This window comes from Allobosea sp. P2_A10, assembly GCF_056405115.1.
This window is the reverse complement of the sequence record NZ_JBFUCS010000001.1, coordinates 669,473-686,158: the sequence shown is the minus strand read 5'-3', so window position 1 is coordinate 686,158 and position 16,686 is coordinate 669,473. Positions and strand designations below refer to the sequence as shown.

Below are 16,686 nucleotides of genomic sequence, written 5' to 3'. Positions count from 1 at the left end.
ACGGACTAGCGATGCGCCGGCAGCCTAAAATCACCGTCACCAACCGCCGCGAAGCCCTGCTGGGCCTTGCGGCGGCAGCTTTGTGCGCCGGCCTGCCTGCCGGCGAAGCCTACGCCGCCGACCAGGCGGCGATCACCTTTGACGGCCTCTACAAATCCTTCGGCGTGCTCGGCTTCCAGTTCTCGGACCGCGCGACCAGCCTGCGCGGGCAGGATGTCCGCATCACCGGCTACATGGCGCCGCCGCTGAAGCCGGAAAGCCATTTCTTCGTGCTGACGCGAGAGCCGCTGGCGATCTGTCCGTTCTGCCAGTCGGACGCCGACTGGCCTGTCGACATCGTCGTCGTTTTCATGAAGGCGGTGACGCCGATGGTCAGCGCTGGCCAGAAGGTCGCCGTGTCCGGTCGGCTCGAGATCGGTTCCGCGATCGATCCGGATACCGGCTTCGTCAGCCAGGTCAGGCTTGTGGATGCCAGCTTCCATATCGCCTGACGGCTCCGCTGCCGTGCCATTGCGGCTGACCGGCATCAGGCTGGACCATCGCGGCGGCGACGGCCGGCCCTTCACCGTGCTCGACCTGCCCGACCTTGCGATCCGCCCGGGCGCGCTCGTCGGCCTGCGCGGAGCCTCGGGTTCGGGAAAGACCACTCTCCTGCACCTCATCGCCGGATTGGTTGCGCCCGATGTCGGCACCGTGAGCTGGGGCGACCGGATTGTCTCGACGCTGCCGGCGGGCGGGCGCGATCGCTGGCGACGCGAGACCGTCGGCTTCGTCTTCCAGGATTTCCACCTGATTCCGGAGCTCGATATCGCTGGCAACATCGCGCTGCCGCTGACGTTCTCACGCTGGCGGGCCGATGCGGCCGAGCACGAGCGTGTCGCGATGCTCGCCGCGCGGATGGGATTGACAGATCTCGGGCGCAAGGCCGGCGTGCTTTCGCGCGGCGAACAACAGCGTGTCGCCATCGCGCGCGCCGTGCTCAACCGGCCAGCGCTGATCCTCGCCGACGAGCCCACCGCCAGTCTCGACGCCGCCCATGCGGCGGCTGTGGGGACGCTGCTGGTGGAGGTCGCCAGACAGACCGGCGCGACGCTGGTCTGCGCGTCGCATGATCCGGCGCTGCTTGCCCTGATGGATGAGCGGATCGAGATCGGTGCTCGGGCTCCGGCGCCGTTGCGGGGCGCGGCATGAACCCGTTCCCGATGGTCCTGGCCGATCTGCGCTCCCTGCGCTGGACGGGGTTCGCGATCGTGCTGCTGGTGGCGCTGGCGGTCGGGGTCGGGGTCGCTATCGGGGCTCAGGAGCGGGCCCTGCGGCGAAGCTCGGCTGCGGCGGCGGGTGACTTCGATCTGTTGATCGGCGCGCCCGGTAGCCAGACGCAGTTGCTGATGTCGGCGATCTACCTCCAGCCCGACGCGGTTCCCCTGGCCGATGGCCGCCTGCTCCGCGTCCTCGCAGAAGACAAGCGCGTCGCCGAGGTCGCGCCGATCGCTTTCGGCGACATCGCCAAAGGCTATGTCATCGTTGGAACCACGGCGGCTTTCGCCAGCCGCTGGGGGCGGGTCGTCCCGAGCGAGGGTCGCATCTTCCAAAAGGAGGGCGAAGCGCTTCTGGGCGCCGATGTCCGCTATGATCTCGGCGCGACCATCACCCCGTCCCATGGCGCTCCCGGTGGCGCGGCGCGACCCGGAATCGCGCAGGAGGAGGAAGCGGGACGCCGCCATGCCGGCCACGATTACGTCGCCGTCGGCCGGCTGCCCGCGCTCGGCTCGCCCTGGGATCGGGCGATCCTTGTCCCGATCGAAAGCGTCTGGGAGATCCACGGACTGAGCAACGGCCACGCCGCCGGTGACGAGCGGATCGGCCCGCCCTTCGATGGAGTCCGCGTGCCCGGCGTGCCGGCGCTCGTAGTCAAGCCACGTAGCGTCGCCGACGCCTACGCGCTACGCGGGCAGTATCGTCAGGGCGGCACGATGGCGTTCTTTCCAGCCGAGGTGCTGGTAACGCTTTATCGCGCTCTGGGCGATGTCAGGACCGTGCTGGTCGCCGCCTCCTTCCTGAACGCGGTTCTCATCCTGGCGGCTGTGCTGTTGCTGCTGATCGCCGTCGCCGGCTTGCGGCGGCGGCGCTATGCGATCCTGCGGGCGCTGGGCGCGCCGCGGGCCTATGTCATGCTGGTCGTCTGGCTCGGTATGGCCGGGTTGATCGGGTTCGGCTGCCTGCTCGGCCTGCCGACAGGGGCGCTGTTTACGGCTCTGCTGTCGGATGCCGTCGGAGCGCAGACCGGCCTGAAGCTCGCCTTCGCCGTCGAGAGCCAGGAACTGATCTTCGTGGCGCTGCTGTTTTCGGTGGGCAGCGCGATCACGCTCGTCCCGGCGCTGTTGTCCTATCGTGCACCAATCGTGGCGGGCCTGCGCGACTGAGCGGCCGGCGCTGGCCCTGCCGCTGCATCTCTGCTGTCGCGATCTGGTTCCGACGGGCCTAAATTCCACCGCCTTCCTCCGAGCCTCGGTCGCGCCATGCCCCTGCCCAACCGCATCCGCCCCGACGGCGTCCTCTTCTCCGACCCGGCGCGCGGTCTCCTCTTCGGCAATCGGGGCGGGCGCTTTCACGACCCGGCGACGAAGGCCGTTCCGCGGCGGCTTTACGCCAGCCGGCAATGGATCTGCTGCGTGCTCTCATTCAAGGGACGTCGCCATGACGTCTGGGGTCGGGGCTATACCGACCTGTTCTTCTGCGACGAGATCACGGCCTTCGCCGCCGGGCACCGGCCGTGCGTGGAGTGCCGTCGCGTGGACGCGCATGCCTATCGCGCCGCGCTGGTCGCCGGGCTTGGCCTCAAGGAGACGCCGCTGTTTCCGGTGATCGACCGCATGCTCGACGACGAGCGCAGGACCGGTCAGCAAAAGCGCCTGCATCGCCTGCCTGCGGAGGAGCTGCCCGATGGCGCGATGCTCCGGTCCGGGTCGGGTGAGTGGCTCGCACTGCGCGGGGATGCGGCGCTGCTCTGGTCGCCTTCGGGTTATGTCTCGCGCCGCTCGAGGACGAGCGGCATGGCCGATGTGCTGACGCCGCCGGCGACGCTGGCTGCGCTGTCGAATGGCTATCGACCGCTCTGGCACCCAAGCGCGAACCTGTGCTCCTGAAGCCAGCGATCGCGATTGCCAGAGCCTTGCCGCAAGGGCATCGTGTGGCCCGAGCGAAATCCGGGTTGCTAGGCCCGGTCCTAGATCAAAGCCTGCCGCTTTCGCTCACGGCAAGGCAGGCCTCATCGCCAGGGCTTCCGGGGGGAACATCCATGCTGCCAAACATCATCCGCATCTGTGCGCTCGCTGCCGTGCTGGCGGCCACGCCCGCATTGGCGGGCAAGCTTGCACTCACATCGGCCGATCCTGTTGCGATCGTGACCATCCCCGACGCCTGGTCGGGCACGAAGATCGCGCGCGGGCTCGAAATCAAGACGCCCGACGACGAAGTCTATCTCTGGTTCGAGCTTGTCGCGCCGGCCGACATGCCGACGGTCCAGAAGGAGCACGACGTCTATTTCGACAAGCAGGGCGTCAAGATCACCGGGGCGTCGGAAACGACGAAAATCGAGGTCAAGGGCAGGCCCTGGTCGGTGACCGAGCTCAAGGCCACGAGCAAGGACGGTCCTTCGATCATCCGCTACGTCGCGATCAATCCAAACGTGCCCAGCGGCAAGATCATCCTGATGACCTATTGGGCTTCGCCCGGCGGCGACAAGATCCATGACGCCGCGATGCAGGCCCTGCTCGACGGCATCGACTTCAAATAGGCGGTGTCGCCGGCCGGAACCTTTGACGCCGCAGCGGCGTTGCCCCCGCATTCCATTGTCAAACCGGGGGTTGCTCCACATGCGTTCGATTGCTCTCTGGCTGCTCGGCGTGCCGATTCCGATCATCATCCTGCTCTGGTTCTTCATGCGCTGAGGCGCAGGCGGCATCGTGATTTGGCAATGGCCGGGTTTGCCCCGGCCATTTTGCGTTTCGCTGCTGACATGAGCCGGCAGGCGGGCAAGGTGTCTGCGCGCCGCGCATGACGGCCGTCATCGCATCGCCGCCCAAGACGCCCTATATCGCGTCCATGACCGACACTGCCGCCATGTCTCCGATCATTTCCGTCTCCAAACTGTCGAAGACCTACAAGTCCGGCTTCAGCGCGCTGAAGTCCGTCGATCTGGAGATCAGGCGCGGCGAGATTTTTGCGCTGCTGGGGCCCAACGGCGCAGGCAAGACGACGCTGATCAGCATCATCTGCGGGTTGGTGAATCCGAGTTCTGGAACGGTGCTCGCCGACGGCCACAATATCCTCACCGACTACCGCGCCGCCCGCGCCAAGATCGGGCTGGTGCCGCAGGAACTGACCACAGACGCATTCGAGACGGTGTGGGCGACGGTCTCGTTCAGTCGCGGCCTGTTCGGCAAGGCGAAGAATCCGGAGCTGATCGAGCAGATTCTCAAGGATCTTTCGCTCTGGGACAAGCGCGACACCATGATCCGCATGCTGTCTGGCGGCATGAAGCGGCGCGTGCTGATCGCCAAGGCGCTGGCTCACGAGCCGCAGATCCTGTTCCTCGACGAGCCGACAGCCGGCGTCGATGTCGAGCTTCGCCAGGATATGTGGAAGCTGGTCCGGCGGCTGCAGGAGGGCGGCGTCACCATCATCCTGACGACGCACTATATCGAGGAGGCCGAGGAGATGGCCGACCGGATCGGCGTCATCAGCAAGGGCGAGATCATCCTGGTCGAGGACAAGGCCGAACTGATGCGCAAGCTCGGCCAGAAGCAGCTCACGCTGTCGCTGCAGGAGCCGCTGGAAGCCGTGCCGCCCGCTTTGGCCGCGCATGGCCTCGTGCTGGCGGCGCAGGGGACCGAGCTCGTCTACACCTATGATACAAAGGCAGAGCGCACCGGCATCACCACGCTGCTGCAGGATCTCGGCCAGGCTGGCATCAGCTTCAGGGATTTGCGCACCGACCAGAGTTCGCTCGAGGACATCTTCGTCAGCCTGGTGAGGGACCGTCGATGAGCGGCTTTTCGATCAACTGGCACGCCATCCGCGCGATCTATCTGTTCGAGATGGCGCGCACCTGGCGCACGCCGCTGCAGAGCATCGTCTCGCCGGTGATCTCGACCTCGCTCTATTTCGTCGTCTTCGGCGCGGCGATCGGCTCGCGCATGCAGTCGATCGACGGCGTCGCCTATGGCGCCTTCATCGTGCCGGGCCTGATCATGCTGTCGCTGCTGACGCAGAGCATCGCCAATTCGTCCTTCGCGATCTATTTCCCGAAATTCACGGGCACGATCTACGAGCTGCTGTCGGCCCCGGTCGCGTGGTGGGAGGCCGTGCTCGCCTATGTCGGGGCGGCCGCGACGAAGTCGATCGTGCTTGGCCTCATCATTCTGGCAACGGCGGCGCTGTTCGTGCCGCTGCGGATCGAGCATCCGCTGTGGATGCTGCTTTTCCTGGTCCTGACGGCTGCGACCTTCAGCCTGTTTGGCTTCATCATCGGCATCTGGGCGGATGGGTTCGAGAAGCTGCAGGTCGTGCCGCTGCTGGTGGTGACGCCGCTGACGTTTCTGGGCGGTTCGTTCTACTCGATCGGCATGCTGCCGCCGTTCTGGCAGAACGTCGCGCTGTTCAACCCTGTGGTCTATCTGATCTCGGGCTTCCGCTGGAGTTTCTACGGTGTCGCCGATGTCGCGCTCGGCATCAGCCTGGCCATGACTCTGTTGTTCCTGGCCGCCTGCATCGCCGCCGTCGGCTGGATCTTCCGGACCGGGTATCGCCTGAAGAACTGACGGGCGAAAGGCCGCTCAGGCGGCCTGGACGTCCTCGAAGAAGGTCTTGACCGCGCCGCGCAGCATATGCGCCTCGCCGGCGAGCTTCTCGGCGGTGCGGTGAACATGGCCGGCCGAGGTCATCGCCGCTTCCGAAGCCGTGGTCACGGCCTCCATCTGGCTTGCGACATTGGCGGTGCCGGTCGCTGTCGCCTGGGCGCTGAAGGCGATCTCGGAGGTCGCGGCCATCTGCTGGGCGGTCGCGCCGGCGATGGCGACCGTATGCTGGGCAACCTCGCGCATGACGCCGGCAATCGTCTCGATCGCCGCCACCGCACCGCCTGTCTCGGCCTCGAAGGCGGAAATCTGCCCGGCGATCTCGTCGGTGGCCTGTGCGGTTCGGCTGGCGAGCGATTTGACCTCGCTGGCGACGACGCTGAAACCGCGCCCGGCTTCCCCGGCGCGCGCGGCTTCGATCGTGGCGTTGAGCGCGAGCAGGTTCGTTTGGGCGGCGATGTCGCGGATCAGCTCGACGACCTTGCCGATGCTGCTCGCGGCCTTGGCCAGGTTGGCGACGCTGACGGAGGCTGCGCCGGCGTCCCGTGCTGCGGTGGTGACGACACTGTTGGCCTTGCCGACCCGATCGGAAATCTCCGAGATCGAGGCCGAAAGCTCCTCGGACGCCGCGGCGACGGCGCGGACATTGTTCGATGCGTCGAGCGACGCCAGGCGCGCGCCGGAGGCCTGAGCCGTCGCATCTGTCGATGTCGCCGCGAGCTTGCGTGCGGTCGTTTCCATCTCGCTGCTGCTGGCGCGGACGGTGTCGAGGACAAGGTCGATTCGCGCGTCGAAATCGGCGATCAATTGCTCCAGCCGCGCCTGACGCTGCAGCGTCGCGGCATCGGTCGCGCGCGCACCGGCCTCGAGTGCCGTCCGTGCGATCGAATTGTCGCGAAACACCATGACGGAGCGCGCCATGTCGCCGATTTCGTCAGGCCGCGAGGCGGATGCGATGGCCTCGACGGACTCGGCCCGGGCGAGGCGCTGCATCGTACGGGCGAGCTCGCGCAGAGGCTTGGCCACGCGCCAGTGGACGATCGACAGCGCAAAGCCGAGCCCGAGCAGCATGACTGCCGCGCCGATGATGATCTGCGCGCGGACGCTGTCGTCCTGAAGCAGATCAAGCCTGGCGTCGATGGCCGAACTGTCGGCGTCGCTGATCTTGGCGATGCGCTTGAGCGCGACGTTCAACGCCTGGCGATTGCTCCGGTTGGTGTCGTTGTTGGTCAGTTCATCGACGGCGGCGGGCCCCCGTTCGCGTCCGCGTCGAGCGGCTTCCGTACGCAATTGCAGGAAGGCCTCGACCTGGAGCGCAACCTCGCCGAACAGCGTCCGATCCTCGGGCCGGATAATCTTGCTCCATTCCTCGAGCACGGTCCGGATTTCCGCGAGATCGTCCAGCATCGGCTTGATGAAGCGTTCCGCATCCTGGGCATCGCGGCTCATGATGATGCCACGCGTCTCCATGACGACGCCATTGACGAAGCCGTTCATGCGCTCGGCCATCAGCACCCGTCGGGAGGCGGCCTGCATCTCGTCGGTCATCGCGGCGTATCGGGTCAGCGTCTGCACGCCGATGATGATCGTGAGCACAGCCGCAAGCGCCAGCAACGCCACGGCCGCGAAAATCTGGCTCGAAATCTTGCGCAGGACGGCCATCGGCGGGAGCGGTCTTTCGGTCGTCAAAACGGCATGGGAAGACGGATTCAAAGGCTGATTATGGGCGATGAATGATTAATCCAACGTAATCGCCTGACCAGCCCGCCCGCCGGCCGATTGACTTCGCCGGTCTCATCCTGTTCTCAAACGGCTATGACCGACATCTCGATCCTCGACGCAGCCATCGCGACCGCTGCCCCCCATGAGCGCCGGCGCACCTTCGCCATCATCTCGCACCCCGACGCCGGCAAGACGACGCTGACCGAGAAGCTTTTGTATTTCGGCGGCGCGATCCAGCTTGCCGGCGAGGTCCGCGCCAAGGCCGGCCGCCGCCAGACCTCGTCGGACTGGATGAAGATCGAACGCCAGCGCGGCATTTCCGTCGTCACCTCGGTGATGACCTTCGAATATGGCGGGCACGTCTTCAATCTGCTGGACACGCCGGGCCATGAGGACTTCTCCGAGGACACCTACCGCACCCTGACGGCGGTCGACTCCGCCGTGATGGTGATCGATGCAGCCAAGGGCATCGAGGCGCGGACCAAGAAGCTGTTCGAGGTCTGCCGGCTCCGCGACATCCCGATAGTCACCTTCATCAACAAGGTCGACCGCGAGACGCGTGATCTGTTCGACCTGATCGCCGAGATCGAGAACACGCTGGCGCTCGATGTCGCGCCGATGACCTGGCCGGTCGGGCGCGGGCGCGAATTCGTCGGCACCTACGATCTCAAGGCCAACACTTTCCGCCGCAACCAGAAGGGCGACGAGAGCGCCCAGGATTTGGCGGTCTCTGGCCCCGACGACAAGCTCTTCGACGAGCTCCTGCCCCATGGCGCAGCCGATGTCTGGCGCGAGGAGGTCTTTCTCGCCGCAGAGGGATTGAAGCCCTTCGATCTGCAATCCTTCCGCGAGGGCCACCTTACTCCGGTCTATTTCGGCGCGGCGCTGCGCGACTATGGCGTGCGCGACCTGATCGATGCGCTGGGCGCCTACGCGCCAAGCCCGCGCGCGCAGATCGCCGACAAAAGGCCGATCGAGGCGGATGAGCCGAAGATGACCGGCTTCGTCTTCAAGATCCAGGCGAACATGGACCCCAACCACCGCGACCGCATCGCCTTCATGCGCGTCTGCTCGGGCAAGCTTTCGCGGGGCATGAAGGCAAAGCTCGTGCGCACCGCCAAGCCGATGCCGCTGAATGCGCCGCAATTCTTCTTCGCCCGCGACCGCTCGATCGCCGAGGAGGCCTATGCCGGCGACATCGTTGGCCTGCCCAACCACGGCACCTTGCGGATCGGTGACACGCTGACCGAGGGCGAGGACATCGTGTTCAAGGGCGTGCCGAGCTTTGCCCCGGAAATCCTGCGCCGGGTGAAGTTGAAGGACGCAATGAAGGCCAAGAAGCTGCGCGAGGCGTTGCAGCAGATGGCGGAGGAGGGCGTCGTCCAGCTCTTCCTGCCCCATGACGGCGCGCCGGCCATCGTCGGTGTCGTCGGGGCGCTTCAGCTCGACGTGCTGAAGGAACGGATGGAGGCGGAGTATTCGCTGCCCGTGGATTTCGAACCCTGCCAGTTCTCGATCGCGCGCTGGGTCTCAAGCGACGACAAGGTCGCGCTGCAGAAATTCGTCGGCCTGAAGCCGTCCTCGATGGCCGACGATCTCGATGGCGACCCGGTCTTCATGGCGTCCAGCCAGTTCACGCTGAAATACGACGCCGAGCGCGCACCGGAGGTGAGCTTCTCCGATGTGAAGGACTATCAGAAGGTGGCGAAGGGCTGAGATCAGCCCTCCGTCATGCTCGGGCTTGACCCGAGCATCTGGCCAAACCAGCGGCCTCTGGTCTTGAGATTCCCGGGTCTGCGCTTCGCTTCGCCTGAGAATGACGAAGCGTCATCCGGCCCGGTTGCCCGAGACCACGGCCAGCGCCGCGACGAACTTGTCGAAATCGGCTTCCATCAGATAGGGCGCCGGCGAGATCCGGATGGTGTTGCCCTTGGCGACGCCGCCGCGCCGCACGGTCATCACCTTGTGCTGGTCGCGCAGGTTGGCAACGATCGCGTTGGTCTCGGCCGGCGAGCGCTTGCCGGTCAGGGCAAACGAGGTGATGCCGGCGACCATCGTCGGATCGTCCGGCGTCTGGACCTCGACGCCCTTGAGCTCGCGCGCCCTGGCGACCCAGTAGTTGCGCAGATGGCGGTAGCGCGCCTCCTTGGCCTGCGGCCCGATCTCCCGATGCAGCGCGAGGGCGATGGGCACGGTGAGCTGCGCGGCGAAATTCGGCGTGCCGGTGTGCAGGCGCGAGCGGATATCGTCAGCCTTGAAGTCTTCGTCGGCCATGTAGGGGTCGATATCGGCGAGGCGCTCCCTGGCGACGTAGATCATGCCGACGCCGAGCGGCGCGCCGATCCATTTGTGCAGATTGAAGCCGATGAAATCGATGCCGAGATCCCTGGCCTGGAAGTCGATCTGGCCCCAGCTATGGGCGGCGTCGAGGATGACGTCGACACCGCGCGCCTTGGCCATCGCGGCGATTTCCCTGACCGGCATCATCAGCCCGGTGCGGTGGCTGATATGGGTGAGCAGCAGCAGCCTGGTCTTCGGGTTCGCCTTGAGCGCTGCGTCATAGGCGTCAAGCACGGCCTGGCGCGTCGCCGGTTCGGGAATGTCGAACTTCGCGACATCGACGCCGCGCCGGTCCTTCAGCCAATTCATGGCGTACTGCATCGAATCATAGTCGAGATCGGCATAGAGCACCGTGTCGCCGGCCTTGAGCTTGTTGTAGCCGGAGATCAGCGCCTGCAGCGCCTCGGTCGCACCGCGCGACAGCGCGATTTCCTCGCGAGCGACGCCGAGAAATTCCGCAAGCGGCGTGCGGACGGCGTCGAGGTCCGCGCCGATCTTGGTGCGGGCATAGACGGTGTTCTCGAAATTCACGAAATCGGTCAGGCGCTTGTATTCGGCCTTCACCGGCTCGGCCATGATGCCCCAATAGCCGTTCTCTAGGTTCACCATGTCCGGCGTGACGCTGTAGAGATTGCGCACGGCCCCCCAATAGGTCGCGTCGGTGGCGATCGCGCTCGTCGGCAGCGCCGGCAGCGAGCGGGCGAGCGCGGTCGAGGCCTGCGCGGCGAGCGTCACGGCGCCGAGACCCAGCAGGAGGTTGCGACGGCTGGTCTGGGCAAGCTCACTCGACATGATCGTCATCTCCACGGGTCTGGCCCGTCGAGTTAGTCAGACGCCATCTCAGTCCTGTGACGTTTGCGCGGCGTTCTCGTCACAATCCCTGCGCCGCGAAACCCAGCGGGATCGCCGTCGTCGATTTCAGCTCCTCCATCGCAAACATCGAGGTCACGTCGTTGAGGTCGATGCGCGAGATCAGCTTCTTGTAGAGCGCGTCATAGGCGGCGATGTCGGACACGCAGGCCTTGAGCAGATAGTCGATCTCGCCGCTCATCCGGTAGAAATCGACGATCTCGGGCAGGTCGTGTACCGCCGTATGGAAGCGCTCCAGCCATTCCATGGAATGGCGCGCCGTTTTGACCGCGATGAAGACGGTGACCCCGGCCTGAAGGAGTTCGCGGTCGAGCAGCGCGACCCGTTTTTTGATGTAGCCGGCGCTTTCGAGTTTCTGGACCCGCCGCCAGCATGGCGTCGCCGACAGGCCGACCGCTTCCGCGAGCTCCGCCAGCGGCAGGCTCGCATCCTGCTGCAAGCGCGCGAGGATTTTGAGATCGAAGGCGTCGAGCCTGGCCATGACATTCCCCACGATTCGGAAAGCGCTTCTCGTCGGCTGGACGCTACCAGCAAAATTTTTCTCACTTTAGGCATATATCTGGCAATGGCTTTCTAGTTTGAGCTCAATTCGCGCAAGATTGAAAACCGCTTTCAGCCATGTCCGCTATCATGATGGCGTTGGATGATCGGGCGGAGCGGCGGGAATGCAGGGTTTTCTGAGCGAAGAGCGGCGCGGGACGGTTTTGCGCAACCTTCGGACCCATGAGGGCACGCTGTCGCGTGACTATCTCGCGGCCGCGCGCGGGGTGCTGCGTGAACTCGTCGCCATGCCCGAATTGATCCAGCGGCTGCCTCTGATCCGCAAGCCCGGCTGCTACACGCGCAACCTGCTCGTCGGCAACGACGCCGTCAGCGTCTGGGCGATCGTCTGGGGCGAAGGCTCGGCCACCTCGATCCACGACCACCACTGTTCGTGCTGCTTCGGCGTCGTCGCGGGCACGGTCACCGAGACCTGGTATCGGGCGATCGACGCGACCCGTGCGGTGGCGACCGAGGAACAGGAGCGTAAGGCCAGCTATGTCGGCTGCATGCTTCCCTCAGGCCCAAACATCCATCGCATGCGCAATCTCGGCACGGGCGACGCGATCTCGATCCACATCTACGGCTTCGACCATGAGGCCCATGCCTCGTCGATCGAGGCCGAGTATATCGCCGTGAGCGGCTGAGAAGCGTCGGGTACGGCTCGCTGCAAGTGGCAAGCTCCGCCTGAGAGAGCCAGCGCGCTCCTTATCCCCGGCTACTGCGCCAGCGCCGATGATGGCTCCCTTCGCAAGGGGAGCAAACCATGTCGATGCAAGCAACCGGTGCAGCCGCGCCGGTGGGAGCGCCACCGTCCGCTGCGCTCGCCGTCACCGAAAGTCGGCTGCGCAGGCTCGCGCCGTCCGGAAAGCCGTCGATCATCACGGGTATCGCAGCTGGCTTCGATCGCCTTGCCGCCGATCATGGCGTCGTCTCGCGTCTGCGAATTTGCCATTTCATGGCACAGGCGACCCAGGAGACCGACCGTTTCCGGACGCTGCGGGAATATGGCGGAGCGGCCTATTTCGCCCGCTATGAGGGCCGGCGCGATCTCGGCAACACGCAGGCAGGAGATGGCGCGCGTTTCCACGGCAGGGGCGTATTCCAGCTGACGGGCCGGGCCAATTATCGCCGCTACGGCAAGCTTGTCGGCGTCGATCTCGAACAGAATCCGGATCTCGCCATGCAGCCCGACATCTCGCTTGCCATCGCCTTCGCCTATTGGCGCGAGCGTGGCATCAACGCGGCGGCCGATGCCGATGACGTCGCAGGCGTGACGAAGCTGATAAACGGCGGCCGCAACGGGCTGGCCGAGCGGACGAAGCTGCTGGCGGCGGCGAAGGGGATATGGGTTTGAGCCCTGTCGTTTGTGATCGAACCACAGCGTCATCCTGGACAAGCCGCAACGCGGTGCAGCTCCGGGATCCATCGTAAAGCGTCGCCGTGTTCTATGATGGATCCCGGGACGAAGCTGCGCTTCGCCCAGGATGACGGCGGCGTTTTACGAAAGGTGGCGCGACATTCAGCCGTGCCCGGCCTTCAGCGCCGCGTCGAGGTCGTCGTAGAGATCGCCGACATCCTCGATGCCGGTCGAGAGGCGCAGCAGGTCGGTCGGGCAGGGCGAGCCCGCGCCCTCGATCGAGGCGCGATGCTCGATCAGGCTTTCGACACCGCCCAGCGAGGTCGCGCGCTTGTAGAGCTCGACATGGGCGGCGGTTCCGATCGCGGCCTTCTCGCCTCCGGTCACCTGGACCGAGAGCATGAAGCCGAAGCCCCCCTCCATCTGGCGGGCGGCGATGTCATGGCCGGGATGCTGCGGCAGGCCGGGATAGAGCACGCGCGCCACCAGCGGATGGGCCGAGAGCTTTTGCGCCAGCATCATCGCCGAGGCGCTCTGGCGCTCCTGCCGGACATGGAGCGTGCGCAAGCCCCGCATCAGCAGATAGGCCTCGAACGGTCCGAGGATGCCGCCCTGCATCTTGCGCACGGTCTTCACGCGGCCCCAGAATTCATCGTCCTCGCGGGCGCAGAGCACGCCGGCGACGACGTCGGAATGGCCGTTCAGGACCTTGGTCGCAGCATGCATGACGATGTCCGCGCCCAGAACCAGCGGTTTCGTATGCACCGGCGAGGCGCAGGTCGAATCGATGGCGAGCTTCGCCCCGGCGGCATGGGCGATCTCGGCTGCGCCGGTAATATCGGTGATGGTCCAGAGCGGGTTGGAGGGCGTCTCGGCCCAGACCAGCTTCGTTACGCCGGGCGTTACGGCGGCTTTGAGCGCGACGAGGTCGTCGGTCTCTACGAAATCGATCTTCAACCCCCAGCGCGTCGCCTCCGTCAGCAGCCAGGAGCGCAGCGCCCAGTACATCACCTTCGAGGCGACGACATGGTCGCCCGGCGAAAGCGCCTGGAAGACCGCCGTCGCCGCAGCCATGCCGGAGCCAAAGAGCAGCGCGCCGGCCTTGGCCTCCTCCAGCATGGCGAGCACGCTCTCGGCCTCGCGGATGGTCTCGTTGTCGGGCCGGCCATAGACGAAGCCGGAGGAATAGGCGTTGTCCTCGTCGCGGATATAGGTGGTGGCGATGTGGATCGGCGTCACCACCGCCCTGGTCGTCGGGTCGATCTTGCCCATGGCCTGCGCGGCGAGTGAGCGGGGGTGGAGCGGGCGCTTTGGCATGGGAGATCCGAGCGGGTTCCATGGGAACGGGAATGGCCATCTGGCGCAGGCACGGGGGCTGGCGCAAGAGCGAGAGCTTGCCGGGAACGCAGTCGCGCCCCATGTCGCAAGCATGAGCCAGATATCGCAGCAAGCCCAAACAGCGCCAAGACCGTTCTGGGTCGACGCCCTGATCGCGATCGTGCCGGTCATAGCCGTGTCGTTGCTGGGCAACGCCGTCACGCTTCCGCAGGTCGCGAGCTGGTATCCGACGATCGCCAAGCCGCCCTTCAATCCGCCGAACTGGGTCTTCGGGCCGGTCTGGACGACGCTTTTTGCGCTAATGGCCTACAGCCTTTATCGCATTTTGCGATTGCCGGCGGGAATGCCGGGCAAGGCGAAGGCGCTCCTCGCTTATCACGCCCAACTGGCGCTGAACCTAGCCTGGTCCTGCGTCTTCTTCGGGTTGAACAGTCCGCTTGGCGGGATTTTCGTGATCGTCCCGTTTCTGGCGGCGATCCTGGCGACCGTCGCCCTGTTCAGGCCGCTCGACCGTCTCGCCGCCAATCTGCAATGGCCCTATGTCGGCTGGGTTTCCTTCGCGACGGTGCTGAACGTCTCGATCTGGTGGCTCAACCGGTAGCTGCCGTCACTATCGTTATTTGAAAACCGCGCCGTCATCCCGGGCGACCGAAGGGAGACCCGGGATCCATTCCGGAACGCTTCAGGAATGGATCCCGGGTCTCCGCTGCGCTGCGCCCGGGACGACAGTCGTGTTTCCGAACGCGAATTTTGAACCGCCCGGCCCGCCTCAGCCGACGGCCGTGTCGTAGAGCAGCTTGATGTTGAGCGCGATGATGATCACCGCGATCACGGCCGCCGAGATCGTCAGCCAGCGCGGCGCGACCAGTTCGCCCATCTTGGCGCGCGAGCCGGTGAACATCACCAGCGGCACGATCGCGAAGGGCAACTGGAAGCTCAGCACCACCTGCGAGAGGATCAGCAGCTTGGCAGTGGCGCTCTCGCCATAGATCAGCGTGACGACGATGGCGGGCACGATCGCGACGAGCCGCGTCACCAGCCGGCGCATCCAGGCCGGCAGCTTCAGGTCGATGAAGCCCTCCATCACGATCTGCCCGGCCATGGTGGCGGTCACCGTGGAGTTCAGGCCGCAGCAGAGCAAAGCGATGGCGAAGAGCGAGGGTGCGATCGAGGCGCCCAGCAACGGGGCGAGCAGTTCATGCGCGCGGCCGAGCTCGGAGACCTCGGTCTGGCCGGTCTTGTGGAAGGTCGCCGCCGCCAGGATCAGGATCGCGGCGTTGATGGTGAGGGCAAACATCAGTGCGACGGTCGAGTCGATCGTGGCGTATTTCAGCGCCTCGCGCTTTTCGGGAACGCTGTCTCCGTAGGCCCTCGTCTGGACGATGCCGGAATGCAGATAGAGATTATGCGGCATCACCGTCGCGCCGATGATGCCGAGCGCGATGAACAGCATGTTGGGATTGGTGATGATGTCGGTCGTCGGCGCGAAGCCGCGGATGACCTGACCCCAGTCGGGGCTTGCGAGCGCGATCTGGATGGCGAAGCAGAGCGCGATCACGCCGGTCAGCACGATGATGAAGGCCTCGATCTTGCGGAAGCCCTTGGTCTGCAGCCACAGGATGATGAACACGTCGAGCGCGGTGATGAGCACGCCGATCTCGAGCGGGATGCCGAACAGCAGGTTGAGACCGATCGCGGTGCCGATGACCTCGGCGAGGTCGGTGGCGCAGATCGCCAGTTCCGCCAGCAGCCAGAGCGGCCATGACGCCCAGCGCGGATAGGCGTCGCGGCAGGCCTGGGCGAGGTCGCGGCCGGTCGCGATGGCGAGCCTGGCGCAAAGCGACTGCAGGATGATCGCCATGATGTTGGAGACGAGAGCGACGACGAGCAGCGTGTAGCCGAACTGCGCGCCGCCAGCGAGCGAGGTCGCCCAGTTGCCGGGGTCCATATAGCCGACGGCGACGAGATAGCCCGGTCCGAGGAAGGTCAGGAACTTGCGCCAGGGCGTCTGGCCGGCCGCGACCGGAATCGACCTGAACACGTCGAGCAGGGACGGTTCGCCGCGCTGGCGCGTCCAGCTGGCCTGCTTTGGTTCGGTTGCCGACTCGATGCTCATGCCGTCGTCCTAGCTGCAATTCATTTGCAAGAGCAGAATTGCAAATCGAATGGGCTGCGTCAACGCTTTTGCAAATCGGTTGCAATAAAAATCCGGCCGCGCGCAAACAGCGCGGTTCCGCCGTCGAATCGACGGCTTGCGGGCAGTCCGGAGTGGCTTTCGGTAGCTCAGCCGATCGAGCGTTCGATCACTTTCAGCACCGTCGCGCGCAGATCGGCGATGGTGAAAGGCTTGATCATCACCTCGGAGACGATCGCCTCCAGACTCTTGGCCCGCTCGCGCTGCTCGGCATAGCCGGTCATCAGCATGATCGTGAGATCGGGGAATTCCTGCTTGGCGGCGAGCGCCAGCGCGATTCCGTCCATCAGAGGCATGCGGATATCGGTCAAAAGCAGGTCGAAACGGCCCTGCTCCGCGATCAGCACGTCCAGCGCCTCGGCGCCGTCGGCCGCCATCATGCAGTCGTGCCCGTCCATGGTCAGGCCGCGCGCGACCAGCGCCCGCAGGCTCTCCTCGTCATCGACGACCAGAATGCGCGACAT

The 16,686-nt window shown here is 65.5% G+C and carries 17 protein-coding genes; 11 read left to right on the top strand and 6 right to left on the bottom strand.

Features of this window, described 5'->3' with window-relative positions; all coding sequences use genetic code 11:
• Nucleotides 1-11: 11 nt before the first annotated feature.
• From AC1DZY_RS03350 to AC1DZY_RS03320, 7 genes are all read left to right on the top strand, one after another.
• On the top strand, nucleotides 12-491 hold the full coding sequence (locus tag AC1DZY_RS03350) for a hypothetical protein (protein ID WP_476818630.1): 480 nt from the start codon (nucleotides 12-14) through the stop codon (nucleotides 489-491).
• Nucleotides 469-1,191 (top strand): ABC transporter ATP-binding protein, encoded by a 723-nt coding sequence (locus tag AC1DZY_RS03345; RefSeq protein WP_476818629.1) that lies wholly within the window; start codon nucleotides 469-471, stop codon nucleotides 1,189-1,191. The genes AC1DZY_RS03350 and AC1DZY_RS03345 overlap by 23 nt, the downstream gene beginning before the upstream one ends.
• The gene (locus AC1DZY_RS03340; protein ID WP_476818628.1) at nucleotides 1,188-2,423 is read left to right on the top strand and encodes an FtsX-like permease family protein; all 1,236 of its coding nucleotides are present in this window, start codon (nucleotides 1,188-1,190) and stop codon (nucleotides 2,421-2,423) included. Before AC1DZY_RS03345 ends, AC1DZY_RS03340 begins: the two co-directional genes overlap by 4 nt.
• A gap of 96 nt (nucleotides 2,424-2,519) precedes the next feature.
• Nucleotides 2,520-3,146: a hypothetical protein gene (locus AC1DZY_RS03335; protein ID WP_476818627.1), complete on the top strand. Its 627-nt coding sequence runs from the start codon at nucleotides 2,520-2,522 to the stop codon at nucleotides 3,144-3,146.
• 152 nt (nucleotides 3,147-3,298) lie between these two features.
• Nucleotides 3,299-3,796 carry a hypothetical protein gene (locus AC1DZY_RS03330; RefSeq protein WP_476818626.1) on the top strand — a complete coding sequence of 166 codons (498 nt, stop codon included), beginning with the start codon at nucleotides 3,299-3,301 and terminating at the stop codon, nucleotides 3,794-3,796.
• Between the two features lie 326 nt (nucleotides 3,797-4,122).
• Nucleotides 4,123-5,049 carry an ABC transporter ATP-binding protein gene (locus tag AC1DZY_RS03325; protein ID WP_476818798.1) on the top strand — a complete coding sequence of 309 codons (927 nt, stop codon included), beginning with the start codon at nucleotides 4,123-4,125 and terminating at the stop codon, nucleotides 5,047-5,049.
• An 11-nt stretch (nucleotides 5,050-5,060) separates the two neighbouring features.
• Nucleotides 5,061-5,822: an ABC transporter permease gene (locus AC1DZY_RS03320; RefSeq protein ID WP_476818797.1), complete on the top strand. Its 762-nt coding sequence runs from the start codon at nucleotides 5,061-5,063 to the stop codon at nucleotides 5,820-5,822.
• A 15-nt stretch (nucleotides 5,823-5,837) separates the two neighbouring features.
• Here AC1DZY_RS03320 and AC1DZY_RS03315 read toward each other — a convergent pair whose 3' ends face one another.
• Nucleotides 5,838-7,520, bottom strand: a complete 1,683-nt coding sequence (locus tag AC1DZY_RS03315; protein WP_476818625.1) for a methyl-accepting chemotaxis protein — start codon at nucleotides 7,518-7,520, stop codon at nucleotides 5,838-5,840.
• A gap of 153 nt (nucleotides 7,521-7,673) precedes the next feature.
• On the opposite strand from AC1DZY_RS03315, the gene AC1DZY_RS03310 reads away from it, so the two are divergent.
• Nucleotides 7,674-9,296, top strand: coding sequence for a peptide chain release factor 3 (locus tag AC1DZY_RS03310; protein WP_476818624.1), 1,623 nt, complete (start codon nucleotides 7,674-7,676; stop codon nucleotides 9,294-9,296).
• 111 nt (nucleotides 9,297-9,407) lie between these two features.
• Here AC1DZY_RS03310 and AC1DZY_RS03305 read toward each other — a convergent pair whose 3' ends face one another.
• Both AC1DZY_RS03305 and AC1DZY_RS03300 read right to left on the bottom strand, forming a co-directional pair.
• Nucleotides 9,408-10,712: an aminotransferase class V-fold PLP-dependent enzyme gene (locus AC1DZY_RS03305; RefSeq protein ID WP_476818623.1), complete on the bottom strand. Its 1,305-nt coding sequence runs from the start codon at nucleotides 10,710-10,712 to the stop codon at nucleotides 9,408-9,410.
• 79 nt (nucleotides 10,713-10,791) lie between these two features.
• Nucleotides 10,792-11,271: an Lrp/AsnC family transcriptional regulator gene (locus tag AC1DZY_RS03300; RefSeq protein WP_476818622.1), complete on the bottom strand. Its 480-nt coding sequence runs from the start codon at nucleotides 11,269-11,271 to the stop codon at nucleotides 10,792-10,794.
• Between the two features lie 184 nt (nucleotides 11,272-11,455).
• Between AC1DZY_RS03300 and AC1DZY_RS03295 the strand changes: the two genes are divergently transcribed.
• Both AC1DZY_RS03295 and AC1DZY_RS03290 read left to right on the top strand, forming a co-directional pair.
• Nucleotides 11,456-11,977: a cysteine dioxygenase gene (locus AC1DZY_RS03295; protein ID WP_476818621.1), complete on the top strand. Its 522-nt coding sequence runs from the start codon at nucleotides 11,456-11,458 to the stop codon at nucleotides 11,975-11,977.
• Nucleotides 11,978-12,096: 119 nt separating this feature from the next.
• Nucleotides 12,097-12,687 (top strand): glycoside hydrolase family 19 protein, encoded by a 591-nt coding sequence (locus AC1DZY_RS03290; protein ID WP_476818620.1) that lies wholly within the window; start codon nucleotides 12,097-12,099, stop codon nucleotides 12,685-12,687.
• 165 nt (nucleotides 12,688-12,852) lie between these two features.
• On the opposite strand, the gene AC1DZY_RS03285 is transcribed toward AC1DZY_RS03290, so the two are convergent.
• Nucleotides 12,853-14,007, bottom strand: coding sequence for a trans-sulfuration enzyme family protein (locus AC1DZY_RS03285; protein ID WP_476818619.1), 1,155 nt, complete (start codon nucleotides 14,005-14,007; stop codon nucleotides 12,853-12,855).
• Between the two features lie 112 nt (nucleotides 14,008-14,119).
• Between AC1DZY_RS03285 and AC1DZY_RS03280 the strand changes: the two genes are divergently transcribed.
• Nucleotides 14,120-14,629, top strand: coding sequence for a TspO/MBR family protein (locus AC1DZY_RS03280; protein WP_476818618.1), 510 nt, complete (start codon nucleotides 14,120-14,122; stop codon nucleotides 14,627-14,629).
• Nucleotides 14,630-14,797: 168 nt separating this feature from the next.
• Here AC1DZY_RS03280 and AC1DZY_RS03275 read toward each other — a convergent pair whose 3' ends face one another.
• A complete protein-coding gene (locus AC1DZY_RS03275; protein ID WP_476818617.1) occupies nucleotides 14,798-16,144 on the bottom strand; it encodes an Nramp family divalent metal transporter in 1,347 nt (448 codons plus the stop codon).
• Nucleotides 16,145-16,311: 167 nt separating this feature from the next.
• On the bottom strand, nucleotides 16,312-16,686 hold the full coding sequence (locus AC1DZY_RS03270) for a response regulator (RefSeq protein WP_476818616.1): 375 nt from the start codon (nucleotides 16,684-16,686) through the stop codon (nucleotides 16,312-16,314).